The sequence below is a fragment of the Anaerolinea thermolimosa genome (assembly GCF_001050195.2).
GTDB lineage: Bacteria > Chloroflexota > Anaerolineae > Anaerolineales > Anaerolineaceae > Anaerolinea > Anaerolinea thermolimosa.
Genome location: NZ_DF967965.1, coordinates 2,301,309 through 2,327,981, shown reverse-complemented (window position 1 = coordinate 2,327,981; position 26,673 = coordinate 2,301,309). Strand labels below are relative to the sequence as shown.

Annotated in this window: 21 protein-coding genes; 6 read left to right on the top strand and 15 right to left on the bottom strand. The window is 54.9% G+C overall.

Annotation, left to right across the window (positions count from 1 at the left end):
- From ATHL_RS10550 to ATHL_RS10505, 10 genes are all read right to left on the bottom strand, one after another.
- On the bottom strand, positions 1–1,434 hold a 1,434-nt coding region (locus ATHL_RS10550; RefSeq protein WP_062193288.1), incomplete at its 3' end, for a tetratricopeptide repeat protein.
- A 78-nt stretch (positions 1,435–1,512) separates the two neighbouring features.
- On the bottom strand, positions 1,513–4,509 hold the full coding sequence (locus ATHL_RS10545) for a serine/threonine-protein kinase (protein ID WP_062193285.1): 2,997 nt from the start codon (positions 4,507–4,509) through the stop codon (positions 1,513–1,515).
- A complete protein-coding gene (locus tag ATHL_RS10540) occupies positions 4,506–5,258 on the bottom strand; it encodes an MBL fold metallo-hydrolase (RefSeq protein ID WP_084001363.1) in 753 nt (250 codons plus the stop codon). The genes ATHL_RS10545 and ATHL_RS10540 overlap by 4 nt, the downstream gene beginning before the upstream one ends.
- A gap of 111 nt (positions 5,259–5,369) precedes the next feature.
- On the bottom strand, positions 5,370–6,992 hold the full coding sequence (locus tag ATHL_RS10535; RefSeq protein WP_062193283.1) for a DUF4153 domain-containing protein: 1,623 nt from the start codon (positions 6,990–6,992) through the stop codon (positions 5,370–5,372).
- Positions 6,993–6,996: 4 nt separating this feature from the next.
- Positions 6,997–8,859, bottom strand: coding sequence for an excinuclease ABC subunit UvrC (gene uvrC / locus ATHL_RS10530; protein ID WP_084001360.1), 1,863 nt, complete (start codon positions 8,857–8,859; stop codon positions 6,997–6,999).
- Between the two features lie 75 nt (positions 8,860–8,934).
- Positions 8,935–10,587 (bottom strand): gamma-glutamyltransferase family protein, encoded by a 1,653-nt coding sequence (locus ATHL_RS10525; RefSeq protein ID WP_062193280.1) that lies wholly within the window; start codon positions 10,585–10,587, stop codon positions 8,935–8,937.
- A gap of 41 nt (positions 10,588–10,628) precedes the next feature.
- A complete protein-coding gene (locus ATHL_RS10520) occupies positions 10,629–11,390 on the bottom strand; it encodes a class I SAM-dependent DNA methyltransferase (RefSeq protein WP_062193278.1) in 762 nt (253 codons plus the stop codon).
- A gap of 28 nt (positions 11,391–11,418) precedes the next feature.
- The gene (gene selD, locus ATHL_RS10515) at positions 11,419–12,495 is read right to left on the bottom strand and encodes a selenide, water dikinase SelD (RefSeq protein ID WP_084001359.1); all 1,077 of its coding nucleotides are present in this window, start codon (positions 12,493–12,495) and stop codon (positions 11,419–11,421) included.
- A gap of 118 nt (positions 12,496–12,613) precedes the next feature.
- Positions 12,614–13,669, bottom strand: a complete 1,056-nt coding sequence (locus ATHL_RS10510; protein ID WP_062193273.1) for a prohibitin family protein — start codon at positions 13,667–13,669, stop codon at positions 12,614–12,616.
- A 104-nt stretch (positions 13,670–13,773) separates the two neighbouring features.
- Positions 13,774–15,114, bottom strand: a complete 1,341-nt coding sequence (locus ATHL_RS10505; protein WP_062193270.1) for a cytochrome P450 — start codon at positions 15,112–15,114, stop codon at positions 13,774–13,776.
- A 44-nt stretch (positions 15,115–15,158) separates the two neighbouring features.
- Between ATHL_RS10505 and ATHL_RS10500 the strand changes: the two genes are divergently transcribed.
- Positions 15,159–15,938 carry a biotin--[acetyl-CoA-carboxylase] ligase gene (locus ATHL_RS10500; protein WP_062193268.1) on the top strand — a complete coding sequence of 260 codons (780 nt, stop codon included), beginning with the start codon at positions 15,159–15,161 and terminating at the stop codon, positions 15,936–15,938.
- Positions 15,939–15,957: 19 nt separating this feature from the next.
- A complete protein-coding gene (locus ATHL_RS10495) occupies positions 15,958–16,188 on the top strand; it encodes a hypothetical protein (RefSeq protein WP_062193266.1) in 231 nt (76 codons plus the stop codon).
- Here ATHL_RS10495 and ATHL_RS10490 read toward each other — a convergent pair.
- The 3 genes from ATHL_RS10490 to ATHL_RS10480 all read right to left on the bottom strand — a co-directional run bounded on the left by ATHL_RS10490 (position 16,185) and on the right by ATHL_RS10480 (position 20,960).
- Positions 16,185–19,907 carry a PAS domain S-box protein gene (locus tag ATHL_RS10490; RefSeq protein WP_062193265.1) on the bottom strand — a complete coding sequence of 1,241 codons (3,723 nt, stop codon included), beginning with the start codon at positions 19,905–19,907 and terminating at the stop codon, positions 16,185–16,187. The genes ATHL_RS10495 and ATHL_RS10490 overlap by 4 nt on opposite strands.
- A 234-nt stretch (positions 19,908–20,141) precedes the next feature.
- The gene (locus ATHL_RS10485) at positions 20,142–20,324 is read right to left on the bottom strand and encodes a DUF5320 domain-containing protein (protein WP_062193263.1); all 183 of its coding nucleotides are present in this window, start codon (positions 20,322–20,324) and stop codon (positions 20,142–20,144) included.
- A 90-nt stretch (positions 20,325–20,414) separates the two neighbouring features.
- Complete coding sequence (locus tag ATHL_RS10480) at positions 20,415–20,960, bottom strand: hypothetical protein (protein WP_062193260.1); 546 nt, start codon at positions 20,958–20,960, stop codon at positions 20,415–20,417.
- A 120-nt stretch (positions 20,961–21,080) separates the two neighbouring features.
- On the opposite strand from ATHL_RS10480, the gene ATHL_RS10475 reads away from it, so the two are divergent.
- The 3 genes from ATHL_RS10475 to ATHL_RS10465 all read left to right on the top strand — a co-directional run bounded on the left by ATHL_RS10475 (position 21,081) and on the right by ATHL_RS10465 (position 24,001).
- The gene (locus tag ATHL_RS10475) at positions 21,081–21,620 is read left to right on the top strand and encodes an HD domain-containing protein (protein ID WP_062193259.1); all 540 of its coding nucleotides are present in this window, start codon (positions 21,081–21,083) and stop codon (positions 21,618–21,620) included.
- Positions 21,621–21,648: 28 nt separating this feature from the next.
- Entirely contained in the window at positions 21,649–22,905 is a 1,257-nt protein-coding gene (locus ATHL_RS10470; RefSeq protein ID WP_062193256.1) for an MFS transporter, read from the top strand.
- Between the two features lie 79 nt (positions 22,906–22,984).
- Positions 22,985–24,001 carry an alpha/beta hydrolase gene (locus ATHL_RS10465; protein WP_236822366.1) on the top strand — a complete coding sequence of 339 codons (1,017 nt, stop codon included), beginning with the start codon at positions 22,985–22,987 and terminating at the stop codon, positions 23,999–24,001.
- A gap of 9 nt (positions 24,002–24,010) precedes the next feature.
- On the opposite strand, the gene ATHL_RS10460 is transcribed toward ATHL_RS10465, so the two are convergent.
- Positions 24,011–24,865 carry a transglutaminase-like domain-containing protein gene (locus ATHL_RS10460; protein ID WP_062193254.1) on the bottom strand — a complete coding sequence of 285 codons (855 nt, stop codon included), beginning with the start codon at positions 24,863–24,865 and terminating at the stop codon, positions 24,011–24,013.
- Positions 24,866–25,003: 138 nt separating this feature from the next.
- On the opposite strand from ATHL_RS10460, the gene ATHL_RS10455 reads away from it, so the two are divergent.
- The gene (locus ATHL_RS10455; RefSeq protein WP_162787670.1) at positions 25,004–25,285 is read left to right on the top strand and encodes a ubiquitin-like small modifier protein 1; all 282 of its coding nucleotides are present in this window, start codon (positions 25,004–25,006) and stop codon (positions 25,283–25,285) included.
- A 123-nt stretch (positions 25,286–25,408) separates the two neighbouring features.
- Here ATHL_RS10455 and ATHL_RS10450 read toward each other — a convergent pair whose 3' ends face one another.
- Positions 25,409–26,644: a BaiN/RdsA family NAD(P)/FAD-dependent oxidoreductase gene (locus ATHL_RS10450; RefSeq protein ID WP_201797960.1), complete on the bottom strand. Its 1,236-nt coding sequence runs from the start codon at positions 26,642–26,644 to the stop codon at positions 25,409–25,411.
- Positions 26,645–26,673 lie beyond the last annotated feature (29 nt).

Here is a 26,673-nt window from a genome sequence, read left to right as displayed (position 1 = left end):
TGTGGCCGTTGGGGTGGGGGTGGCTGTGGGAGTTAAAGAGATGATATAAGCCCGAACCTGATTGGCCCCCAGGACGATCAGCAAGAATAGCACTGCCACGGCCAGCAGACCAGCGCCGATCTTCAACCCCAGGATGGTGTTGTTGTAAGGCGCCAGGGCGCGATTCAATTCGATCACTCCCGGATCATTGGGGTACCGAGCGCGCAGGTCGGCGCTGAGGCGAGCGGCGGCAGCGGGCCAGGTGCGGTTGGCATCCAGCACCGAGCGTGCCTGTTCTAGCTGGTCTTCGTAGCGTGCAATTTCTGTGAGGGTTTTTTCCACCTCTTCCTGCAGATCATCCAGGTCATCTCCGTTGTAACCCAGGCTCCGAATCTGATCGAGAATCTGACGGGCCTGCCTGGCTCGATTGCGGGCGGCTTCGATGGTCTGGGCACGCAGCGCCTGGGTCTTCAGAGACTGAACCTGTTCTTTGAGGGGAACGGCAATACGCGGTGCAGCGACCTCCAGTTGACTGCGTAATTGCATGAGAATCGGGTTCTGGCCGTATTTGAGGCTCAGGCTGTCGAGGGTGGATTTTGCCTGGGCGACGGCGCGTGGATCAAGCACGGTAGCATTCAGAGCTTCAATACTCTGTTGAATCTGCTCGCGTTCTTTAAGCATGGTCTGGAGACGTTCGGTATAACGGGGTAAACCGGTGGCCTGAGCCGCGGCTTCAACCCGGTCTATTCCTTCATCGAGTTGCCCCTGAGCAAACCGTTGCAGTCCTTCGTTGAATACATTTTCAGCATCGATGTTCTGCTGGAGTTTTTGCTCAAATTCGGCGCCTTCCTGCCAGCGTTGAATCCCGTATTGTTGCAGGATGTTTTGGGCACGCATGAGCAGGGCCATGGCATCCTGGTAGCGGCCAAGCCGTGCGGCTGACTGAGCTTTTCCAAAGGCACTGGCGGCCTCAGCAGGCAGCGCAACTGCGGGTATGTGCCCGGTGCGCAGGTAGTTCTCGGCCTCACTGCGGTGCTGTCGAGCGCGATCCCAATCGGGTTCGATCGTCAATACCTGATCATACAGGCGAATAGCTTCGGCATAGCGCCCACCATAAAAAAGCTTTTCTGCCTCTTCCATGGTTTCCTGGGCAAGGGGGTTATGTTGACGTTCTTCTGTATGGGTTCGTGAGGGGGGCCTGGTCTCGGCATTGGGCAGTGGAGGCATGAGGTTGGGGAGAGGAACTTCTATCTTCTCGCCACCTCTGAGGCGTGCGCGTACCTCTTGAAACCTTTTTTGAATGGCATTCCGCTGATCAGCATCCAGGTTTTGAAATTCAGGGGAATGGATCAGATCGTCGAGGTCTACCGAAAGCCGGCGTAATTCACCGGCAGAGGGAGAACTCTGTTCCAGAAGGCGGTCAACACGGCTGAGAAGATCATCGAAGTTTTTCATCGAATTGATTCCTCCGGGCGTAATTAAACCATAAAAGCAGTAGAAAGCCCGATCGGGATATGTAATTCCCGAGAGAAATTAGTGATCCTCCAGGTAGGCGCGCTTCAGGTCATCGCGCAGGTCGCTGGCAGAGGTGTATGCCCCGGAGAGTAACTGCTCGAGGATAGAGCGGATCTGGAGGGAGAGGCGCTGGTCATCATACGTCCATTGTGTCTGGTAGGATTGTTCGGCCTGTTCGATCTCTTCGGGGCGGGTTGGGCCAAGCGGTAAAGCCCCCGGGGCTGTTCGACCGGTGAGGATGTGGTGCAAGCCTCTTGCACCGAACTGCACGAGATCCATGTGAATGTCGAGCGGAGAGAGACCCTCAGGGTGGTAGCGGGCCACATTCCAGTCGATCACCGAGACGCCGTTGTTTTCTTTTCTCCAGTAATAATGCAGGATCTTATGATCGCGGTATACAATATTGCGTTGATGAGCAATGGAGAGCAGATCACAGATCTGAATGGACATGAATAACAATTGCCTCACCGGCAGGAATTTACCCCGGTTGAGGCTGGCGTCGCACATTAACAGCAGGTTATCTTCGCGACGCTGACGTTCGATCAGTAAATAGGGTGTCCAGCCTTCTTTAACGCGAGGTTCAAGCAGATCGAGAAACTGGGAAGCAACTTCAGGAGCCATACGCAGGGCTTCTCCGCGCATGGCATGAATGGCGTTCAGGTCATGGTCGGGAGGGAGTTCGGGGGAATCTCCCATCCAAAGGAATCCACACTCTATCATGCGCGAAATGCCGGGCACATCCTGCAGGATGTGGAGGATCTGGACCTCTTCGCGGAAAAGAGGCAGGGCGTATTCCGCCTTGTCTCGGCGCATTAATTTAATGGCGGCCTCGCGCTGTTCGCCGTTTCCAGCGCGGTATTGCACCAGATATACGCGGGCTGAAGATCCCCGCGCCTCCGGAATCCATGCATCCAGTGGCTCAATGAACGAAATTTCGCTTTCGGGGCCAAAGCGGGCTTCACGAACTTCCTGAATGGAAGGAAGATGGTTGGAGGAAGCGTGATTGGAACTCAGAAGTTGATGAAGGATTTCAATGCGTTCAAATTGCGCCAGCCAGGGGAGTTCGGTGAGGAGCACGGGCTGCTGGCGTAATAAATCTCCGGGCCATGTACCCCGGCGGATGGCTTTGAGAGCTTCCAGGCTTCCGTCCAGCCAGCCGGCCGGGCCTACCTGGTTGCGCAGTTCCCGTCCCTCATATTCCAGGTCAGTGATGACATCGAGTAACTTTTCATCAGGTTGAGGCCCATGATGTACTCGCTCAAGCCAGTCTGGGGCAGCGGCTATGGCCTGATCGGCGCGTAAAAGGCGGCGTCGGTCAGGGTCAAAGAGGAGAGCCTGCCGTAGAAGTCGGCGGGCATCGACAAATGCTTTCCGTCCCCAGGCTTCCATTACATCATGGATGCAGGCCCGGGCCGATTCCAGCTCGTTCCACAAGCGGCTTCCACTTCCGGGGAGCAGTGTTTCAATTTCATTCACCAGTTCCTCTACATCCTGGTAAGCCAGAGTTGAGTAGGGTGGCGATGGCTCAGGTTGTACCCAGCGATGGATCACTTCCTGAATAGCTTTGAGAACGACCTGAAGGTGTTCAATTTCCTTTTCTTTTTCCTGAGAAGGCTCACGAGAGACCAGGTCTTCCAGGTTTTGCCGCCGGGTTTGTAACGTCAGGTGGATACGGCGTAGCTGTAATAAAGGTCGGATAGAAGCCGTAACATCGTCAGAAGCCAGACGACGCACCGGGATCAGTAAATCGTTCCACCAGTCCGGTTCAGGAAAATTTTCAAGAGCTTTAAGCATGCCCCAGAGTGTTCCAGGCCAGTCCTGATTGGCGGCAGATTTCACGGCTTCGGTCAGGGGGATGTAGGCAGAACCCGGGGTGGTAGCTGCAATGTGAGCCAGGTCTGCCAGAAGTTTCAGGGCATCATGAGAGGCGCCAGGGAGCTCCGCAGCCCACTGGCTCAGGTCTCGAATCGCGCCCATATCACCGGCGAGAGCGAGATTGGCCGCCACCAGAGAAACCTGCCGCAGGGCCGCGGGGTAATCCGGTAGTTCACCCAGAGCTAAGATTTGTTCATGAACCTGTTCGAGCGCAGAGAGATTTAACCCGGTTTCAAGGTTGGGGGTGAGGAGTTCAACTTCGCGAGCGCGGGCATCTTTGATCAAATGTGAGGCCTGAGCGAGCGAGGCTTGCAGTCGTTCCTGCAGTGATTCAATCAAAGGGGTGATGTCTTCATAAAGGTGCCCCGGTTCAGGCCAGGCAAGGCTGGTGTAAAGGTCAGGGGCAACCTGTTTGAGGAATCGGCCCATTTCATCGAGAAACTGGCGATAATCACCGGCGGCGGTGTAACGCATGTCGCGGGTAAAACCGCTTTCCTCAAGAAACCGTCCGTTGCCCCAGTCGATCATCATCATACTGGCGGTGGACGGATCCCAGAAGAGGTGATCAGGCTTGACATCATTCCACAGAATACCCGATGCTCCATCCACAGCGGTTTGGTGAATCAGAGTGAGGGTAGTCAGCACAGCATCCAGCGCCGCCAACAGGATGCGCGGAGGCACCTGTCCTTGCCGGGCAATATGCTGGAGGAAAACTCTATCGGATGGATCAAGGGGGGGCTCGTGGGTCTCGTCCAGCCCCAGGCGAGCAGTTCGAGCCAGCGTGGCCAGGTCAAACCCGCTGGCGCGTTCGATGACGATGAAGTAACGTTCACTGAACTCGCTGCCGGATTTACTTTCATCGAGGAGATGCGGAGTACGAATGGCAGGATTAGCCTGCGGAGGGAGAATTTCTGCAAGCGCTCGCAGAATACGCCCCTCGGTGTGAATTTGTTCTGCCTGACGACGAATCTCGCCGGTGAAAACCGATCGCACAGGGCGTTTGAGGATGCCGATGCGATGCTCCAGCAGAGACTCAACCAGGTAGACTTCTCCCGCGTCACCCTCACCGAGCTTGCGCAGCAGGCTCCAGCCAGTTTTTTGCCCTGAAACCACACCGGTTTCAGTCATCAAGGACGTCATTTCAACGAGAACTCCATGCCGTCGTACCCGGCAAAGCTCTGGGGGAAGATTTTTCGCGCCTCTTCCTCGGCCAGTTTTCGGTGAGAGAGGGTGGGATACTGGGTAGGATCAAAATGAATTAAAATCAGGCGCTGAGCCTGGGCCTCGACAGCGATCCGTGCCGCCTCTGCCGGGTTAAGGTGAGGCCAGCCGGGATGAGGCTCGGCTCCCGGAGCAAGAGCACATTCGGTCATGAAAAGGTCGGCCTGATGTGCCAGAGTCACGGCATTTTCACAGTAACCGGTATCGGTGCAGTAGGTGACGACTTTCCCATTCGTTTCAAGCCGGTAACCCAGGCAGGGTCCGCTGTGCACCAGGGGAAGGGCAGTGAGATTAAAAGGCAGATGCGGACGGGTACCGTTCATAAGTTCCTGAATCTGCACCGGGTAGCGGTGGGTAGACAGAGGTACCGAAAAAGGGGGGCCGAGTAATTCGTTCAGGGCATCCTTTGTGCCAGGTTGCCCCAGAATGGTGAGCCCGCGCGGAAAATGGTTTTTGGGAAGGGTATGCAGGCCAATTAAGTGATCCAGATGAAAATGGCTGAGAAAGAGATACACCGGTTTACTACCATCGATATACCGATCAACTTTGGTGAAGCCGTACCCGGCATCGAATATCACGTCGAACTGCTCCGTCTGGAGCAGAACACAGGGTGTGTTCCCTGTCTCCGTATCGAACCAGCCATTGGTACCAAGCAAAATTAGTTTCATAAAAAAAATCCGGGCTGGAATTATATCATGCTCGTTTACGAGCATCGGGTGTTTTGTACAGTTTTTTAATGCACATATTCTCCGCTCTGTCTGGAAAGAGGTTCCGCTCAACTATTCATCCAGAATTTCCTGGAAACAGTGAAATTCCTCTGCCCCAAGAACCACGAATGGGGAAGAGTCCAGGTTCTTGACCTGATAGGGGGTTAAATCGAGAGAAGAGAGAAGGCGGGAGGCTCTCATTTCGCTAAGGCGGGTAGATCGCCAATCTGCTGAGTAGGCAGGCTGGAGTTTCCGGCAGGTCAGCACTGCGCCAATTCGATCCCGGTCGGCGGCGGGCAGAGACGGGTCTTGATAGGCAGTGACCAGGACTGGCAGAGCATCATTGGACAGGGTGAGTAAATGGGCGGCATCCAGTTCCTGACCGGCGCGAGCACGTTGAAGATTAAGGCGGGCGATCAGAGCATCTACATTGACTATGGTGAACGTCAAGCTGAAGCCGGTTAGAAAAATCAATATTGCCAGGCCAAGGCGTCCTCGTTGTCCGGTAGCCTGAAGGACAAGAGTAGCCACCAGGAGCAGCCCCAGCCATGGAATGAACAGGTGGGTGTAAGTGCGCAGTCGGGTAAAACCGTAGGCATTTTCGTAGAGCACCAGGCGCTGTAAAGCAGAGGCCAGAATCACCAGCACCAGGCTGAGTAACACCACGGTGAGGATGGTGAACGCCAGCTCCTGAGAGCGGCTCTTCCGGACGGTCACAGTACTGAGGCCGGTGTATAAGCCCAGGCTGAGCACGGCAACCCAGACCAGTTCAAAGAAACCACGCCGGGCATACTCGGAATAGGTAAAACCGGTTTCGTTGATATTTGCCTGTCCCCCGAACAGATAGCGTATCTGGAGCACGACGAAAACTCCAAAAAGGAGAACTACGCTTCCGAGGATGATCCATGTTTCGGTGGCGCCCAGGAAACGCATCATCCAAGGCTGGTGTGGGTTAGGGCGTTCCTCAGGGGGTTCTGGGTGAATGGCCGAAAGCAACACCCCGGTGAAGCCGTAGGTAAAAATGAGGATGTATGTCAACCGGAACAGGTATTCTGGGAGGCGCTCAATGTTGAAGGCGCTCAAGAGGTTCTTGAGTAACCGGGCAAACACAGGGTCTGCTGCAGCCAGCAGGGTACCTAATACTGCCAGAATCGGGATGGCCAGGATCAACCCGCGCAGGATGGGTAACCCACGCTGTCGAAATTCCTCCCAGAAAGTGCCCTTCTTCGGCCGGGAGGCGAGATCGGGCTTGCGAACGAGTTCCTGTCCGGCGCGAACCAGGGTTGCGGCTAAAAGTCTGAGGCCTGCCAGAAGGAAATCTCCGATCCGGTAATGAACCCAGTGGCCATGAACCAGGGTGGCCGCAAGCAGGCCGAGTAGGGTGAGTGCACCCAGGCTGCAAAAGACAGCGCTGAAAGGCTCGGAGCGCAGGAAGGGGGTGATGGAAAGAGCCAGACTGAGGAGAGCAAGCCCATAACTTGCCAACGGTAGTCGTTGTTTTTCTCGGAATGCTGTGAACAGAAGCCCGGCAATGGCCAGGGCAACCCAGATTGGGAAGGACAACCCCACGCGCTGATTCCAAAAGAGGAAGTCGACTGCCCAGGCAAGGATTAAACCGGTGAGCCACACAAAAGGCCAGGGATGGTGATTTGAGACACCGTTTTTCGGGCTGGAAGTATTCTCGACGGAATTCATGGAATTATTCAAGGTGTTCCTTTATTTTTTGAGCCAGGTCAAGAGTGATGCCGGGGGCCGCGGTAAGTTCTTCGAGGCTGGCCTCACGAATGGCCTCCAGAGAGCCAAAATGGGTGAGCAACCAGCGGCGGCGCGCCGGGCCAATGCCGGGGATTTTATCCAGCACAGATGCCATTCCCTGACGGGTGCGCTGTTTGCGATGAGCGGTGATGGCGAATCGATGAGCTTCATCTCGAATGCGTTGAAGCAAGTATAACCCTTGGGAATGACGTGGCAACAGAATGGACTGGCTGCGCCCCGGGACGAAGATTTCTTCCTGTTGCTTGGCCAGGCCAATCACCGGTACCCGGTCTTGCAGGCCGAATTGCTCCAGAACGCGCACTGCTCGACCGAGCTGCCCCTTTCCCCCGTCAATGACCAGAAGATCGGGCAAAACAGCAAACGCGGGGTCAGGTTTCTTACCAGGCTCAAACTGACCTTCCTGTGCTGCCTGCCAACGCTTGAAGCGCCGTGTGAGTACTTCTTCCATACTGGCAAAATCATCCGGCCCGATCACGTTTTGAATGTTGAAATGCCGGTAGTGTTTCTTGCTGGGTGTGCCCTGTTCAAAGACCACCATACTGGCCACCATAGCGGTGCCCTGGGTGTTGGAAATGTCGAAGCATTCGATCTTATTGGGTGGTTCAGGCAGGTTCAGGGCCTGCTGGAGTTCGGTCAGGGCCTGTTGTTGTTTGTTGGTGTCGGCTTCCCATTGGGCTTTGAGTGCGGCAAGGGTCTCCAGGGCGTTTTCAGTGGCCATCTGAATTAAATCCTGTTCGCTTCCCTCGCGGGGCACGACCAGTTCTACTTTCTGTCCACCGGTTTGAGATTTAAGCCACTGTTCGATGATCCGTGCCTCTTCAATTTCTTGGGGCAGGAGCACCTCAGGGGGCACATTGGCGGCTTCAGAATAGAATTGCTTGATGAACTCACTGACAATTTCGGAGTCGGCTTCCTCGTGCGTACCTTCAAGGATGAAGTATTCTCGTCCGATTAATTTCCCGCCCCGGATGAAGAAAATCTGCACACACGCTTCGCCGTTGGCGCGCGCCATGGCAATGACATCTGAGTCCATCTTCTCGCTTGAGATAATGCGTTGCCGTTCTACCACGCGCTCGATGGCATTGATCTGGTCTCGTAAGGCAGCCGCTTTTTCAAAGTTCAGGGCTTCGGCGGCCTGTTCCATTTCAGCCCGCAGGCGGTTTACGATGGGTTCAGTTCGTCCCTGCAGGAAGTTGCACAGATCATCGATCATCCGGCGGTATTCTTCCTGTTGAATGGCACCGATGCAGGGGCCAGAACAGAGTTTAATATCGTAGTACAGGCAGGGGCGGGGGTCCTTTCCGGTGATTTCTCGATCGCAGGTGAGGTAAGGGAAAATGCGCCGAAGTACATCCAGGGTCTGGTGAACAGCCCATACGCTGGTGTAGGGGCCAAAATATCGGGAGCCATCGCGCACCATCATGCGCGTGACGGTAACTTTGGGAAAAGCATCGGCCCAGTGGACTTTGATGTACGGGTAACGCTTATCATCCTTGAGGCGAATATTGAAGCGCGGGCGGTGCTTTTTGATGAGATTCATCTCGAGGATGAGGGCCTCAAGCTCAGAATCTACAACGATCCAGTCTATATGAGCAATGCGTTTGACAAGCTGGCGGGTTTTATGATCCTGAGGGCCGTCGTGAAAATAAGAGCGCACCCGGTTACGCAGGTTGATGGCTTTTCCGACATAAATGATCTCCCCCTGTTCATCTTTGTACAGGTAACAGCCTGGCCGCGGGGGCAGGGTTTCGAGAATTTGACGGAGATGATCGGATAATTGGATCATACAGAACAGAGATATTACGGCATCCACTGGCCGGAGCTGCAGGGAAGGGGAGACCTTTCCACTTGAGCTATCCCATTATATCGCAGTCATGGCGCAGCCATCCGAGCGCGGATCACTCCCGCCCCAGAGCACTCCGCTGTCGGGATCCCGATAAATCACCTGCCCGCGACCAAAGAGCAAACGCCCCGCCCCGCTCACCGGGCGAATCCGGTGCCCCATATCGGCCAGCGATGCCATGACTCTCAGGGGAATGCCCTCTTCCAAAGAGACCAGACTGGCGTTCTCGTCTGGCTCAATGCAAAAACGTGGCCGGTCGAGAGCCGATTGAGGGTCGAGTTGATCATCGGTAAGGGCGATGGCTACCTGCATGTGCCCCTGAGGTTGCATGAACCCGCCCATCACACCATAACTGGCAAAAAGACTACCGTCAGCCTCCCGGGTGATCATCGCGGGGATGATGGTGTGATAGGGACGCTTACGGGGTTCAAGCTGATTGGGATGTCCTTCTACCAGGCTGAAGTTATGCCCGCGATTTTGCAAACTAAAGCCCCAGCCGCGGGGTACTATGCCGGTGCCGAATCCCATGTAATTGCTGTTGATGAAGGAACAGGCATTGCCCTGGCCGTCTACCACGCTCAGGTAGACCGTGTCACTGTGTGCAAGCGGAACCCCGTAGCGGATGGCCGGATTCGCCCGGGCAGGGTCGATAAGTTTTCGTCGTTCAGCTGCATACTCCTTGGAAAGGAGTTCCTGAACAGGCACAGCTGAGACTCGGGGGTCGGCGATATATCGTCGTGCATCTGCGAAGGCCAGCCGCATCGCCTCGATGAGGAGGTGAAGACGCCCGGCAGAGAGGGGCTCCTGTTCAGTCAGATCGAATCCTTCCAGAAGGTTAAGCGCCAGAAGGGCCGCCAGCCCCTGCCCGTTGGGGGGGCATTCCCAGAAGCGCAATCCACGGTAGGTGATAGAAATGGGTTCATCCCAGGTGCTCTCGTGGGCGGCGAGGTCATCCAGCGACAGACATCCACCAGCCTCGCGGATGATCTCAACGATACTTTCAGCAATGGCTCCGCGATAAAAGGCCTCTTTTCCTTCAAAGGCGATCAGGGTGAGGGCTCTGGCCAGCCCGGGGTTACGGAAAATTTCACCGGGCTGAGGACCACGCCCGTCGATGGTTAGCTCCTTCCCGTTGACTGCACTGGCAAGCTGGCCACGAGCGGCGGCATTTTGCCAGAGGAAGGCGGTCTGCGGAGCTACAGGAAAACCTTCGTGTGCCAGTTCAATAGCCGGAGCCAGTACCTGGCTTCTGGGTAATTTTCCAAAGCGATCCAGAAGATCACACCAGGCAGCACAGGCGCCCGGGACGGTGATCGTATAAGGATGATAGGGAGGGAGACTTTCACCCAGGCCCTCTTTACGTAAGCGTTCAAGAGTCAGGGCGGCAGGTGCCCGGCCTGACCCATTGAGGGCGTAGACTTTTTGAGTGGAGGCCTCAAAGTAAAGACAGAAGGCGTCACCACCCAGTCCGGTACTGCCAGGTTCGGTGACGTTCAGCGCTGCGGCAACTGCTACTGCTGCGTCGGCGGCGTTTCCCCCCTGTGTAAGCAGGCGTAACCCGGCGGCTACGGCCAGGGGTTGTGAGGCTGCTACCATACCATACCGGCTGATAATGGGTGCACGGCGAGAATTGTTTTCAAAGGAATTGGTGATCATGGGTTCTCTTTTCATGCAGAGGTTCAGGGGTTCATCCTGGAGAAAAGAATGGAAGATTAATCCTTATAGGCAACAACAAACACCCGCGCTTCCTGCTCTGGATCCTCCAGCGGGGTGGTCAGATCATCCAATCTGGAAAAATGCCAGCGATGCCAGCCGGTTTCTCTTAAAACCCTGCTTACGTCGGCAAGATGAAAGGCGGTATTGAAAACCGTCTCTTCAAACCGATCATAACGCCCGTCTTCAGAGCGAAGAAACCCCCAGATGCGCACCCAGGCTTTCCCTCCGGCTTCATCCCACAGACCGCTTTGCATCAGGGTAAGTTTGGGGTCTTCTTCAATGCGAAGGGTAGCCCAACGGCGAAGCCCAAGCCGGGTATTCAGGTCAAAAATGAACACTCCTTCATCCATCAAAGCCTGGTGCACACATTGCAGACATTTTTTGAGTGCCTCCAGGTCAGCCAGGTGGTTTAAGGCATCATAGGTGGATATGGCAAACCGAACTGGTTCTTCCAGGGTGAAAGCCGTGGCATCTGCGTGAATGAACTGTGCGAGTCCTGATTCGAGAAACTCGTTGCAGTTTTCCCGGGCATAGCGCAACATCGCCGCCGAAAGATCAATCCCGGTGACGCGGAATCCCCGCTGGAGGAAGTGAAGTGCCAGCTGGCCGGTTCCACAACACAAATCCAGGAGGGTGGGTTGTTCAGAAATGCCGGAGAAAGCAGAAAAAAACTTTTCCAGGTGAGGAGCGATGGATTTGGCCCACCCGCCCCACCGCAGATTGTAAACTCGAGCAAATGATTCATGATAGGCCTGCATAGGAACACCCTGATGAGGAAGCTTTGATTCAAGGACGGACTTCGATCCCGGATCGGTCGGTTACTTCACCCACTGGCCAGACCGCCTGCCCCTTGCGAGCGGCCTCTTCCAGGAAGAGAGATAATGTGTGCGGGGGAACCGCCAGGAGCAGCCCACCACTGGTTTGAGGATCGAACAGAAGCATTTGATCGGCTTCGTCAATGGAAGCATCGAAGGTGACGTGCGAAGCATAGAACAGACGATTATCACTTGCCCCGCCCGGGAAGGTCCACAATTCGGCGTATTTCCGGGCGCAAGAAACAAAGGGGATTCGATGAAAATCCAGGCGCAGCCCCACCCCAGAAGCTTCGGCCATTTCAATGCCATGGCCAAGCAGGCTGTATCCGGTGATATCGGTACCTCCGCGCAGGCCCAATTGTGTGGCCAGATGGGCGGCGTAACGATTAAGGCGTTTCATCCATTCGACTACTTCGGTTACATCGTGGGGAGTGGCAATATCGCGTTTCAGGGCGGTGGTAGTCACTCCAAAACCCAGAGGTTTTGTCAGCACCAGCTGGTCACCGGGACGGGCGCCGCCTTTTGTGAGGGCTTTTTGCGGATTGACCATACCCACTACCACCAGGCCGTACTTGGGCTCTTTATCCTGCACCGTATGCCCTCCCGCGATGACGACCCCAGCTTCACGGGCTTTTTCAGCCCCTCCACGGAGAATGTCTCCCAGGAATTCAACCGGCAGGTTGGGTGGCAGTGCGGCGATATTGAGCGCCAGGAAAGGGTTCCCGCCCATGGCGTATACGTCCGAAAGGCTGTTGGCGGCCGCGATAGCTCCATAATCGTAGGGATCATCCACTACAGGAGTGAAAAAGTCAACGGTCAGTACCAGCGCACGATCGTCGGCGATGCGCCAGAGAGCGGCATCGTCGGGTTCGCCCAGCCCGATCAGAAGATCGGGGTAATTATCAGGGGCGAAAATCGATTGAACGGGGCGCAACACGTGCGCCAGCGTTTCCGCGTTGAGTTTCGATGCTCAACCCGCACAGCTTGAGAGGCTGGTCAGGCGGATTTGCTTCCCGTTGGGCGCGGGTGCCTGGTTTTGCTGCTCCATCGTCCTTCCTTCCTGAGGATGTTTGCTCTTTATTATACCTTTCGTTCTTTCCTCGAAGAAAAAATAGCCTGCGGAGGAGTGCCTTCCGCAGGCTGACAGAGCCGGGTGAAAGTGGGTATCAGGGCTGAGGCTGGGTTACAGGGGTAGGAATGGGGGTGGGGGTGGTGATCTGACCGGGGAAAGGCAACAGGAACGGGCTGTTGGCCGGCAGGAGCATGACTTGCAGGTTGGGAGAAAGCTTGTTGATGTACTGGTAATTTAACAGGTCGGGGTTTTCTTTCAATGCGTTGGAGATGAGTGCCAGAGATTTGGCCTCAGCTTCAGCCTGGATGATGCGTGCCTCGGCATCGGCCTTGGCCTTGATGACCACAGCATCGGCCTGTCCCTGAGCAATCTGACGAGCCTGTTCGGCTTCCTGTCTTTTTGTTTCCACTACGAAACGCGCCTGCTGTGCCTGTTGTTCGGCGATTTGCTTTTGTTCCACCGAGGCGGCGTATTCAGGAGAAAAGGTGATATTCCGGAGGACAAAGTCTACCAGGATGAAGCCGTTTTCTTCCAGTTTCTTGGCCATGCGGGTATTCAGTTCATTCACCATCTCATCCCGTTTGCTCGAAACCACCTCTTCCACCCCAAATTGGGAAACCACATCGCGGATGATACCGCGGGCCTGGGGACGAACCAGGTCATTCATATAACGGTCCTGCCATTGAATATGCACCTGAACGACCTTTGCCGGGTCGATCTGATAGATCACTGAGGCATCAACGAGAATTTCCTGACCATCAGCGGTGCGTGCGGCGATGGAGTCATCCCCTTTGATGGCTCCCTCGGATGTGGCAATGGACATGGTGTATGTTTGGCGGGAGATGGGATACCGTACCACCGTTTCAGCAAAGGGGACAATGAACTTCAGACCGGGTTCGAGGGCCTGTTCGCGATACCCTTTCGGTGCAATGGCTGAAATCACAACCCCGCGTTCTTCGGGATTAATAAATACCAGGCCTGAACTCATGGTTGTAAACACCAGGGCCAGGAGGATCAGCCCACCGATGATGCGGCCACTGCCATGGGTGGGTTGATTGCGTGAGGCACGCATGACTACAACGACAAAGGCGATCACCACAGCGACCCAGGTGATCCCAACCAGAATTTGGGTCAGGGATTGAACGTTCATGGAGACACTCCTTATTCATTCTATTCGTGATGATAACCGCTCGCTTGCAGGCGGCAGGTCAACAATTGATCAAGAAAATAGCCGGGCGAGGTTGCCTGTTGAGATCAGATTTTACGCAGGTGCATGGGCAAGCCTCCGTGTGGACGAAGCGTTACCAGAGCATCCATACGAACAGCCTGCGGATGGGCCCATTCCAGGGTGTATTGTTGAAGAACCCGCGTAATGATAAGCTGAGCTTCGAGAGTGGCAAACTGATAACCGATGCAAAGGCGGGGTCCGGCTCCAAAGGGAAGGTAGGCAAAGCGGTGGGGTGGGCCTGAGAGAAAGCGCTCGGGGTGAAATTGCTCCGGTTCGGGCCAGAATTCTGCCTGGCGATGAACCACATACGGGCTGATCACCACCAGGGCATTCCTGGGAATGTTAAAACCGAGTACTTCATCTTCTTCGAGGGCTTTTCGTGAAATGACCCAGGCCGGGGGATAGAGCCGCAATGCTTCAGAAAAGATCCTTCCCACACCGGGCAGGTGTTCGAGATCGCTCACAGTTGGCGGCCGCTTTCCAAGAACCCGGTTAATCTCATCCCGCGCCCGGATGCTTTCTTCAGGATGGCGGGAGAGAAGATACCATGTCCAGGTGAGGGCGCTGGCCACAGTTTCGTGTCCGGCAATTAACATGGTCATAATTTCGTCACGTACCTGCTGGTCAGACATGGAGGCACCGGTGTCTTCATCGCGCGCCCGTAAAAACATTCCGAGAAGGTCATCTCCCGGCTGGCCAGCATTTCGACGGCTGGAGACCATCTCTGCCACTGCATGATTAAGGGTCTTCAGAGCGCGGCGGAATTTCAGGTTACGGAGGGTGGGAATGAAAGCGGGTGGCGTAAACACATTACGGGCCCGGTAGATGATTGTATCCAGCGCGGTGAGTGTGGCCCGGGTGAGGTTCACCGCGTCGCGGCTGAGGTCGATGGAAAAGAGCGCCTTGCCAACAATTTGAAGGGTAAGGTGCATCATGGCTGCATCGATATCTACAGGCTGGCCAGATTGTGCGAGAGGCTCCCAGCCCTCGAGCATGGCTTCGGTAGCCGGTATGACGATATCATCAAGGTGAGCCAACCTTTGCCGGGAGAACGCTGGCTGGGCAAGGCGACGCTGCTGTAACCAGGACTCACCATCATTGGTGAGAAGCCCCCGACCGGTGACGGTGGAAAGAGCTCTGTATTGGAGAGTATCCTTGCTATACCGGCGATGTTCGTCCAGGAGAACGTGTTTAATTCCCTCGGGATGGTTAATGACGATGATGGGCAACCCCGCGATATGGAAACCGACCACCCTGCCAAAGCGTTGTGAGATATCGGTTAAAAAAGTGAGGGTATCCGATTGAATCGACGGAATGCGACGCAACAATTCTTGCGAGGTAGGGCCAGGAGGGAATGTCTTGCTCATAGAAGCATTCTAACACGGAGGGAATTTCGTGTACAATCCATTGTATGAATGCTCTCCTTATTCAGGCTTTAACCCAGAAGCTTGGATTGCCACCGGCAGTATTTTTAGAGGAGACCACTTCTACCAACGATGAAGCGCTACGTCTGGCGGAAGCGGGAGCTCCAGATGAGACGCTGGTCGTGGCAGACTATCAGACACGTGGACGGGGGCGCATGGGGCGCTCCTGGATCACCCGGAAGGGGTCGGCGCTGGCATTCAGCCTGGTTCTTCGCCCGCGATCCCGGGAAGAGGAACGCCTGGAGCTTTTTTCTCCGCTGGGTGCGCTGAGTGTGGCCAGTGCGCTGGAAGACCTGGGTCTGCAACCTCAGGTGAAATGGCCGAATGATGTCTTGTTGAATCGAAGAAAGGTTTGTGGGATACTGGTGGAGGCGTCCTGGACGGGGGAGCGGCTCACGGCGCTGGTGGTTGGGATTGGCGTGAATGTTGCACCCTCTGCAGTGCCACCCGATGAGTGGTTGATCTATCCGGCGACCAGTGTGGAGGAGATCACTGGCCACCCGGTGGATCGGATGGCGGTGCTGGAAGCAATTTTGCTGGCCTTCAGGCGGTGGCGGCACGAGTTGGGGTCAGACCACTTCATGAAGGCCTGGCAGGAACGTCTGGCATTCCTTGAGGAAGAAGTGGTAGTACAACCCCCGGGCCAGTCTTCTCTGCGGGGGCGGCTACTTGGGGTGGACGGGGAAGGGAATTTACGTTTACAGCTGGCCGGTGGAGAGGAAATCAAGCTGGCCGCCGGAGATATCAACCTGCGGCCAGTGACTTGAAACAACGTGAGGTGACATTATGCTGGATGATCTTCGCAATGAAGCTTCTTCTTCGTTCGAGGAAACCCCCGAATCTTCAACCCTGGAGGGTGAACTTTCGGGGGTGGTCACACACCGGCAACGCCGGCAGCACTTTCTGGGAATGACCCCGGCTCAGCGGTTTATCATCACCCTGTTGCTTTTCATGATGGTTTGCCTGCTGGGGTCTCTGTGTCTGATTGCTTTCGAAAAGGTGGTGCTTCCGCTTTAACCTTCCGGGGCCGGGCGGGTAATTAGCGCGCGTAGCTCCAGAAAGATACGTACGATCTCAGGATCGAGGACTTTCCCCGCCTGCTCTTTTAAGTAAGCCACCGTTTCAGCTTCTGTCCAGGCCTTGCGGTAGGGCCGGTCGTGACGCAGGGCATCCCATACGTCAATTACCGAGAAAATGCGGGCCGATAGAGGAATTTCATCTCCTGCCAGTCCGCGCGGGTAACCGCTCCCATCCCAGTGTTCATGATGACAGTAAGGAATTTCCAGCGCCGGGCGAAGGAATTCAATCGACGAGAGCATTTCGTAAGCCAGCCGCGGATGCTGGCGCATGATTTCCCATTCTTCAGGAGAAAGTGAGCCGTCCTTCCGGAGGATTTCATCCGGAACACCGATTTTTCCCAGATCGTGAAGGAAGGCGCCCCGGCGAATGTGCATGAGCTGCGCGCCGGTAATTCCGCAGGCCTGCGCCAGGCGGGTGGTCCATTCAGCTACCCGGCGGGTATGGCCTTCGGTATCCTGATCGCGCAATTCGAGAGCATGTGCCCAACCCTCGATGGTTTTATCGTATGCGATGATCAGGTCCTGGTTGGAGCGCTGGAGCATTTCGAGCAGTTCGGCTTTGTCGATGGCAATGGCGGTTTCGAGAGCAAGTGCTTCGAGTAACTGCATGAAGTCACTCTGGTGAGTAAAGGGTGGCCGATGGAAAGTTTCCAGAACGCCTTTAATTTCTCCTTTGACTACGAGAGGAACCGCGTGATAGGCTACAAAATCTTCCAACGCCAGCCATTCACGATTAATGAAATAGGATTGAATCCCCGAGGGGTCATAAATTTGCTGTCCACGCCGTTCCAGGGCCACCCGCCCGGCCTGCCCTTCTCCGAGCCAGAATCTCAATTCTTCCACTGCCCTTGACCTGAACCCTGTTCCGGCCACATAGCGTAAAAGACGGGTGTTGGGCTCCAGGAGCAGGACACAAACCGCATCGACCCCCAGCTGAGTATGAATCTGATTAACCAGCACGTTGAGGGTAACGCGCAGGTCAAAACTGGAACTGATCGAGACGTTGATGGTTCGCAGAGCCGTGAGGTGTTGCAGGCGTTGTTGCATTTGTTCAGCCAGCATGGCGCGGTGAATGGCACTTGCGGCCATATCGGCAATGGGCAGAAGGGCGTTGAATTCATCGACATCGATAGGATGGCTGCTGCTGACCAGAATGATCCCGAGCACATTTCCGTCGGCCATCATTGGAACCCAGGCCGCGGCATTGAGTGCGCCGAGCAGGTCTTTCGTGTAGAAATCACGCTCGGCCTTAAGATTGTTGGTAAGGTAAGGTTTGCCTGTGCGAAAAACCTCCCCGGAGATACTGTTTTCCATGGGGAGCTTTTGATTCAACAGGCGATCCTGTAAAGAGCCAGCCACATATTCCAGGTAAATGTACTGGGCCTGAGGATCGGGGAAGCCCACGGCGATACTTTCTACCTGCATGAAGTCATTCACAGCTTTGAGAGTGAGGTTGGCAACATCACGGCGGGTAGAGCTGGCGCGTACCGCCGAGGCAATGGCGGTGATGGCTTCACGCTGCCGTTCACGTAGTTTACGTTCGTTGATGTCATTGGCTGTTCCCACCACAGCCATCACGTCGCCATCATCATCGAGCAGGTAACTTTGTGACCAGGAGAGCCATACTCTCCCATCGGGATGGCGCAACCACAGATCAAGGTTGCGTACGGGGCTCCGGGTTTCGATTAACTCCCTGAAATGCTTCTCGGCCAGCGGCGAATCGATGGGAATGCTGAAAACCTCCCAGAGGGACTTTCCGAGAACCTCTGGCTCATTGAGGTGCAGGATACGTAACCCGGCAGGGTTGATGTGGAGAATGAACCCGTGCCGGTCGCACACCATGACCAGTGTGTCGACCGTGTTCAGGATGGCGGAGGCATATTCCTGCTGTTGCATGAGCGCATGTTCAGCTTTCTTCCGGCCCGAAATGTCATTGAAGGCAATTTGCAGGGCAGGTTTGCCCTGATAATCAATGGGTGCGGCCATAACCTCGAACCAGTGCCAGCCGCCATCGCGGGCGCGGATACGTAACTCCATGGCGTGACGAGGTTTGGTAGATTGAAATGCGCGCTGGATCGCTTCTTCGATCCCTACCCGGTCGCCGGGGTGAATGAGTTGCATGACCTGAGAGGGGGTGAAGGAAAGGATTTCTTCTGCAGAATAACCAGAAAACTGCTGAAGGGCAGTGTTGGAAAACCGGATCACCCCCTCCTGGAAAATAGCCAGCCCCAGGGGTGAGTTTTCAACCAGTTCGCGGTAGGCTGCCTGGGCATTCTTTCTGGCGGTAATATCCTGAGCGGCGCCAAAGATGTGCTCCAGAGTTTTACTCGACGGGGCAAGTACAGGATAGAGATGGAGCCTGACCCAGCGAATTTGCCCGTCGGCATGGAGAATGCGGAGTTCAATAGCAAGAGGCTGGCCTGCGCGGAGTTGATCCAGTCGGGCGTCCAGCTGAGGAAGATCTTCAGGCAGGATCAGGGAGCGGATCGAATCGAGCTCTGAAAAGGCTTCACCCTGATAGCCGGTGAGGCGGGAGAGGCCCTCTATCCCCCAGTCCAGGTGAATTTTCCCATCTGGAGTGATATGCAGGGCAAAAGCGGCATCCGATATCAATTCAGTGACGATACGATAACGCTCTTCTGATTCCCGCAAGGCTTTCTCGGTTGCCTCGTGGCGCCGGAGAGCGATGGCCATCAGTTCTTGCTGGTCGAACGAGAGGTCAATCTGCCGGGCGATGTATCCAAATTCAGTGCGGTTGTTCAACAGAGGCTTGAGAGGTTCTCGTGAATTGCGCTCCAGGCTGGCTGAGAGGAGGCGTAGCGGTGAAGTGACCCACAGCGTTAATCCCCCCACAAGTAAACCGAGAAACAGGCCGGCGAACAAAATGTAAAAGGTAAGATCACGTTGGCGAACCTGCCGGTAGCCGGCAGCAAACTGGTTTTGGAAAGTGCCCTGGACAAATCCAATCGGTTCACCCGAAAGTGACGGGAGCGGTTCGGCTACCACGATGGGATCGAAAGGGTCATTGCTTTGTGGCGGAAGTTGTGTGCGGTCGATAACCTCTACCTTACTGCCGGTGAGCTCGGATAAATGGGCCAGACGTGAATCACCCCATAATTGACCGGCAAAAACATACCCCTGAGCAGGGGTTTGGTGGGCTGAATCGTTGCTGGGATGAAGGGTGGCCCCGCGGACCTCTACGAGTAATCCTCCGGGCAGCATAAAATGGAAGTGAATGAAAGGCGAGTTTGCGAAAAGATCGGGGAGATCTTCAGGTTCGAACGGGAGGTTGACATAAGGAGAAGGCCCATAAAGGCTGTTGAAATAAACTTTTTGGGTGTTTTGATCGAAAACCCATAAAAAATCGATCCCGCCAGTGCCAATGGCATGGTCTAGCACCTGGGTGGCAAAGGAAGGGTTCTTACCCCGGGTGAAATCGATCAATTCATCCCAGTAGGTTAAATTAAAAACCGACCCTTCCAGGGCACTGCTTTCGAGTGAAATGACTTGACTGAAAAGACGGGAGAGTTTTTCTTTTTGATCCTGGTAAAAAAGGGCGATCTGGGTATGTTGATTTTTGTCCTGGATGTAAAAGGCAGCCAGAAAGAGTAGCCCCAGCACTCCCAACATGATCAGCAGGCGGTGAATGATGCGCATGCAAGTCCGACCCTGAGAACCGGCGTGCCCGCTCACGCCCGGCAGTGATGAAAGAACGATTTCTACCTGGAAACACCATTATTAAAGCATAAACGGGCAGGGCTTCTCTTAACAAAATCGATAACTTTGCAGAACCGCGGCGCATCCTGAAAATAAAACCCCTCTTCCGGTTTGAGAAGAGGGGGAGATTAATGTTTCGTTCAGGGTGAACGATGAATCACCAACAAATTCCCTTCAGGCAGGCTGGCGAAGCTGAGAAAGCTCTTCTTCGACGGCCGCGATTTCGGCTTTAAGGTCAGCAAGGTATTGCTCCAGGCGGGTGATGTATTCTTCTTTGCTCAGGTACACCTGTTCGGTGCTGGCATGATTACCCCCGCAGCCGCAGGTTCCACCACAGGCACATCCACTCTCGGTCATAAGTCTCTCTCCTTAGATACAGATAGGATCGGTCAGCCGGACCGTACTTTATTATACCTTAATCGGAGTAAATTTGTAATCTTTTGGCGATTATTTTTCGGAAAATTCGGGTGAGTGAGCCCATCGGTAGCCTAACCATCCCAATCCGAATAATACGAGGGGGATGATTAGACCGGCGGTAAACCAGCGCTGGTTGAAGATAAAACCCCCGGAAGCTGCGGGTGAAGGAGAGGGGGTGGGGGAAGCGGTCATGGTGATGTTCGGTAGGACGAGGGCATTGGCTGGAGGAGTGACCCGGGCGTTGCGCATTTCGGCATCTTCGGTGAGGAGCCAGTTCCTTGCAAGGTTGGGTGTAGGGGTGAGAGTCTGGAACGCAGGCGAAGAGGTTGGAGAAGGAGTTTGCACGGATGTGTCGGGTGAGGGCGTGTTCTCTTCCACAGTAGGGGAGAATTCCCCGGTAGGCGGGGCGTATCCCGAATCGAGGGTTGGCTCCTCTGTAAGGCCAGGGTAAGGTTCCTCTGTGACTTCCTGCAAAAAATGGGCGCCCTGCCAGGAAGCCTGAGCAACCGATACCAGCCCGAAGAGCAATCCGAGGAATGAGATGAGAAACAGGAGTCTGGCACCAATTGGATTCATGATGGGTCTTCCAGGTTGATTCGAGGCAAGTGTAACACGCTTTTCTGCCAGAGGTGAGGAGTTTTCTTCCTGCCGGGGCGGTCTTGTTACAGGGGATCATGTATAATGAAAGGCAGGAATATGGGTGTTGATCCTCGTTTTGTGAAAATTGTGCTTGATCAATTTTCCCTTCCCATCGGGGGAATTCATGGTGTGTTTCACTGGGCGCGGGTCATGGAAAACGGAATGCGCCTTGCGGCGGAATGTGGTGCACGCCTGGATGTGGTTGAGTATTTTGCTCTGCTGCACGATTCACGCCGTCTGGATGATGGCTTGGATGAATACCATGGGGCCAGAGCAGTCCAGTTTGCCAGTGCATTCCGTAACCCATGGATCGATCTGGATGAAGAAGGGTTCGTATTCCTGGAACAGGCGATGAGCCGGCATACCGGGGGAGCCTGTGACGGAAATGTGACGGTGCAGGTGTGTCTGGATGCCGACCGGCTTGACCTGGAACGGGTGGGGATTCAACCTGATCCCCGATGGTTGTGCACTCCCCATGCGCGTGAACCGGAGACCATTGCCTGGGCATCGGCGCGAGCGAGGAACGGGCATGTGGCAGTCGAAATTCTGGAACGCTGGGGGATTGATTGGAAGCAAATTCAACCCGGTTATGGGTGATAAAAATCGATAAATCGTTGCAGAAGACATGGATGTAAAAGCGCTTTCTGATGCACGGGCAGGGTTACGCCTGCGCGCACTGGATACCTTTGCCGCCATGCGGCATCCCAATTATCGTATCTGGTCGGTGGGGCAGTTTATCTCTTCGATCGGTGGGTGGATGCAAAACACTGCCCAGGGGTATCTGATCTATGATCTTACCCAGTCTACCGCCTATCTCGGTTACGTGAGTTTTGCCTGGGGAATTCCCATCTGGCTCTTTTCTCTGTATGGTGGGGTGGTTGCAGATCGAGTTCCCCGCCGGACGATGTTGTTCCTCACCAACACCCTTTTGATGAGCCTTTCTTTTATTATCTCAGGGCTTGTTTTTGCAGGGGTGGTACAACCCTGGCATATTCTGGTGATGGCGGTGTTATCCGGGGTGGCCAATGCTTTTGATGGGCCTTCCCGGAATGGTTTTATCATGGAACTGGTTGGGCGCGAGGATTTAACCAACGCCATTGCTCTCAATGCCACTATTTTTCACCTGGCAACGATCCTTGGACCGGCGGTAGGTGGTCTGGCATACGCGGCGCTCGGTCCGGGGTGGTGTTTTGCTGCCAACGGCCTTTCGTTTGTAGCCATGCTTTTTGCCCTGTGGCGGATGCATTTGCCGGCGCCTCCCGTGCGCCAAAGGGCGGCTTCGGCGCTCATGGAATTACGAGAAGGCATTCAATATGCATTGAGCCAGGAGACTATTCGCACTTTGCTGATCAACCTGGCGGTTTTCGCCATTTTCGGGTTCAGCCTGACTACCATTATCCCGGCCTGGGCAGTGGATGTGCTTGGGGGAGATGTTCGCACCAATGGTTTGCTCCTTTCGGCTCGCGGAGTTGGGTCGCTGGTGGCGGCGTTGCTGGTTGCCTCTACCGGAAGGAAGGGTATTCGAGGACGCTTACTCTCTATGGCCATGCTCATCCTGCCAGTGGCTACGCTGGTGTTTGCCCAATTGCACTGGTTGCCGGTTTCTCTGGCTTTGATGGCTATGATGGGTCTGGGGATGCTGATCTGGGGGAATGTTACCAATGCGCTCCTGCAAACGGAGGCCCCTGACGAATTACGCGGCCGGGTGATGGGCCTGTTTGTGTTGATTTTATTCGGGGGACAACCCCTTGGTGGGTTACTGATCGGGAATCTTGCAGCGCGGGTTGGCGCTCCACTGGCGGTTACGATCTTTGGCGTAATTGTACTGGGATCTTCTCTGATGACCTGGTTACGGGCACCTTTCCTGAGGCGATTAAAATGAGCCAGACCAAAGGGTGATTTTTTCCACAGTCCTCCGTTTCCCTTTATAATTCAAAGGACTTGATGAAGCGGAGGTTGCCATGACCAGAAAATCGAAAGAGATGATTCAGACACATGGGGGGCGGCGTTCGGGTTTCCCGGCGGGAAGTTTGCTCCTTGCCATGGCCGGGGGCTGGATTGTTTACAGCCACTACGGAATTAATCACGCCATGCCTGTTGGTGATGCAATCCCCGCTGAACGTGAGAGTTTTCAGAGCCGATCAGCCGGGCGGTTAAATGTCTATGCAGACCGTTCTGGAACCGGGCGACCGCTGGTGCTGGTGCACAGCATCAATGCCGCCGCCAGCGCTTACGAAATGGGGCCGTTATTTGCATATTATCGTGGCAAACGTCCGGTTTATGCTCTTGATCTACCCGGATTTGGTTTTTCGGACCGTTCTGAACGCATCTATTCCCCAGAATTGTACACTTTTGCCCTTCAGGAATTCATCGAGTCAGGGTTGGGAGAAGCGGTTGATATCGTTGCCCTGTCTCTCGGTTGTGAGTTCGCCGCGCGAGTAGCATATACCCGTCCTGATCTGGTCAATTCGCTTATTTTCCTCTCGCCTACCGGATTAAGCCGAATGAGCGGAAGTGCAAGCAGTGCATTCAGCCGAATGTATGGGCTCAGTAATATCTTTCACTTGATCCTTTCCTTTCCGTTATGGTCCCGGCCGATCTTTGATTTGATCGCTACCCGATCAAGCATCGAATTTTTTCTGAGTAAAAGCTTCTATGGGCCCATTCCCCCTGGTTTTGTGGAATATGCCTATGCAAGTGCCCACCAGCCGGGGGCCGAGCACGCACCGCTCTATTTCCTCAGCGGAAAGTTGTTCACCCCTCAGGTGCGTGTGGCCATTTATGAACGGCTACGCACCCCCACGCTGGTGATTTATGATCGCGATCCCTATTCCAATTTTGGGGCATTGCCCGATTTGTTAATTAAAAACCCTGCCTGGCAGGCCGTGAGGCTGGTACCCAGCCTGGGAATGCCCCATTTTGAACGCCTGCAAGATACCGTAGAAGTGATGGATGGCTTCTGGAAGGGGAGTAAATAGCCCGCTTCCTTAATCTGCCCACTCCAGTGGAGCATGATAAGCCGGATGGGTCTCGTAGAATGCGCGCGCGGCAGGAACATCAGCCCGCTGGCATATCCTGGCGCATTCATCCAGCTGGGCAAGTTCTTGCGCACTCATTTCGGCGACCGGTTTCTCTAAAATCCCCCAGATGTCCCAGGGTAGCACTTCAAACCGGTTGAGGGCAAGTAAATCACGGAGAAGATTGCCTTTAATAAAATCCATGCCGTGGTAATCAAAGATGCCAAAATGGTCCGGGTCAGCTTTCCCCTCCCTGGCCATTAACCAGGCTTCTCCACCGGTGACGAAGACTCCGGCAGGCATGTCGAGAGGATCAATCGCCAGTTTGAGTTTCTCCTGCTGGAGCTCATCGAGCTGAGCATCGACCATCACCCAGCGTTTCTGAGGTTCGTTCCAGTATTCCAGCACCCAGTGATCTTCATAATGATTCGGTAAAAAATAAGTGCCGAAGCCGCAGCGTGAGCGGGCCGGGAACCCCCGGGCGCGCAAGATAGATACTGTGAGCACGGTGAAATCGCGGCAATTCCCCACCAGCTTTTGTTCTTTCTCGCGGGGCTGGGTGAGGGGAGAAGGGTCAAGCTCCAGTATGCGGGCCAATTTACGCCACACAGGCCGCAGGGTGACCTCCGTTTCACGCTCAGGGGTGAGTTGGAGCTGATAAGCCCCGGCCCAAAAGATATGCACCATCAGACCCTGAACTGTTTTTACTAAAGCGGGAACATCGTTGGGGAGGGGATGGTAGAGTTGGGCGAAAGATCGCGGATCGGTCATGGGCCCATGATGCAGATAGTCGGTAATGATCTCTTGATCATTGGGGGGATTCATAGAAAGCTCCTTGAGAACAATGGAAAACAGGGATGAATCCTTTCACGGGAGTGAATACCAGCTTCTGTCCCGATGAGGAATTGGGATGAAGCCAGATCATTGACTGGCCTGAGTTGCCTGATTACAATGGTTTCTATCATGGAGATTAACCTGTATGCAACTTTACGCTCGCTGGTAGGTCAGAAGAAGCTGGAGCTGGCGTGGCAACCCGATTTAACACTTCGGGGACTTTTGACTCGGCTGACAGAGTCTTATCCATCGCTTCAAGGAAAGATTCTGGATGGGGATGGCTCCATTGTCTCCCACGTTCGCGTTTTCGTCAATGGCCGGGATGCCGTCTTCCTTCCTGAAGGCCTGGACGCCCAAATTGCCCCTGGCGATAAGATAGATATTTTTCCCCCCATCGGGGGTGGTGAATAAGGTGGTTTAACTGGTAAGGACCGGTTACGCCTGACCGGTCCTTACATCGGAGGAGAAGAAGAAGTGAAGTCGCCCGTTGTCTGTATCGTAACAAGCACCGGGCGATTTTGCTTGACGATCTACCTACGTTTTCCCGGCGATTGCCCTTCCCGCAACCCAGCCCGTGCTCCATGCGTTTTGCAGGTTGAATCCACCGGTCAGGCCATCGATATCGAGGACTTCGCCTGCCAGGAAGAGGCCCGGAACCAGGCGGCTTTCCAGAGTTCGAAAATCCACTTCGTCAAGGGTTACGCCCCCACAGGTGACAAATTCATCTTTGAAAGGCGCTTTTCCGGCAATTTCATACCTGCCGGCGGTTAATTCCTGGGCCAGACGGACTATTTGTTGCCGGGTGAGGGTGGACCAGGTTGTGGTTTCGGGAATCTCTGCGGAAAGCACCAGCTTTTGCCACAAGCGCTGGGCTATTGCTTCAAAAGGACACCATGCCGTGACACGTTTACGCCCATGATGACTACGCTGGTTTTTAAGGTGGGCCATTACCCCGTCTTCTGATAATCCGGGTAGCCAGTGGATGGTTAATGCCAGCTGGTAGTTGTGTTGATGAAGAACGCGCGCTCCCCATGCGGAGAGTCGTAGCACTGCCGGCCCGGAGAGCCCCCAATGAGTGATTAATAACGCACCCTCACTGTGGATGTTAGCTGTTGGCAGCCAAAGACGCACAGCTGGAATGCTGATTCCCTGAAGCCCCTCAAAGCGGGGGTCATGGATTTTGAAGGTAAAGAGGGAAGGTACAGGGGGCTGAATGGTGTGGCCCAGCCCGGCAGCCAGATGGAAGCCGCCTTCTCCGCCGGTAGCAAGGATGACTCTTCGGGTATGCCAGAGCGTTCCATCGTGGCAGGTTGCCACAAAGGTACCCTCTGGTGTTCGTTCAAGGCTCTTTACCCGGGTGTGCGTATGGACCTCTATTCCCTGCCTGGCGGCTTCTCCGGTTAAGCAGGAGATGATGGTCTCAGAGGAGTTGCTCACCGGGAACACTCGTCCATCTTCCTCAGTTTTCAATAAAACCCCATGAGATTCGAACCAGCGTATGGTATCGGCGGGTTGAAAGCGGGCAAAGACCCCGCGCAATTCCCTCCCACCCCGGGGGTAGAACCGGGTGAGAATCGCCGGGTCGAAGCAGGCGTGAGTGACGTTACAACGCCCCCCACCTGAAATGCGCACTTTACCTAAAACCGTGGAGGCTTTCTCAAGGATCACGATTGAGGAACGGGGCCGTGCTTCCGCAAGGGTGAGGGCGGCGAAAAAACCGGCTGGCCCACCACCGATGACCAGAAGCTCAATGGCTGGAGCAGGATTCACAGACTGATTATAGCTGACCATCCAGGGAG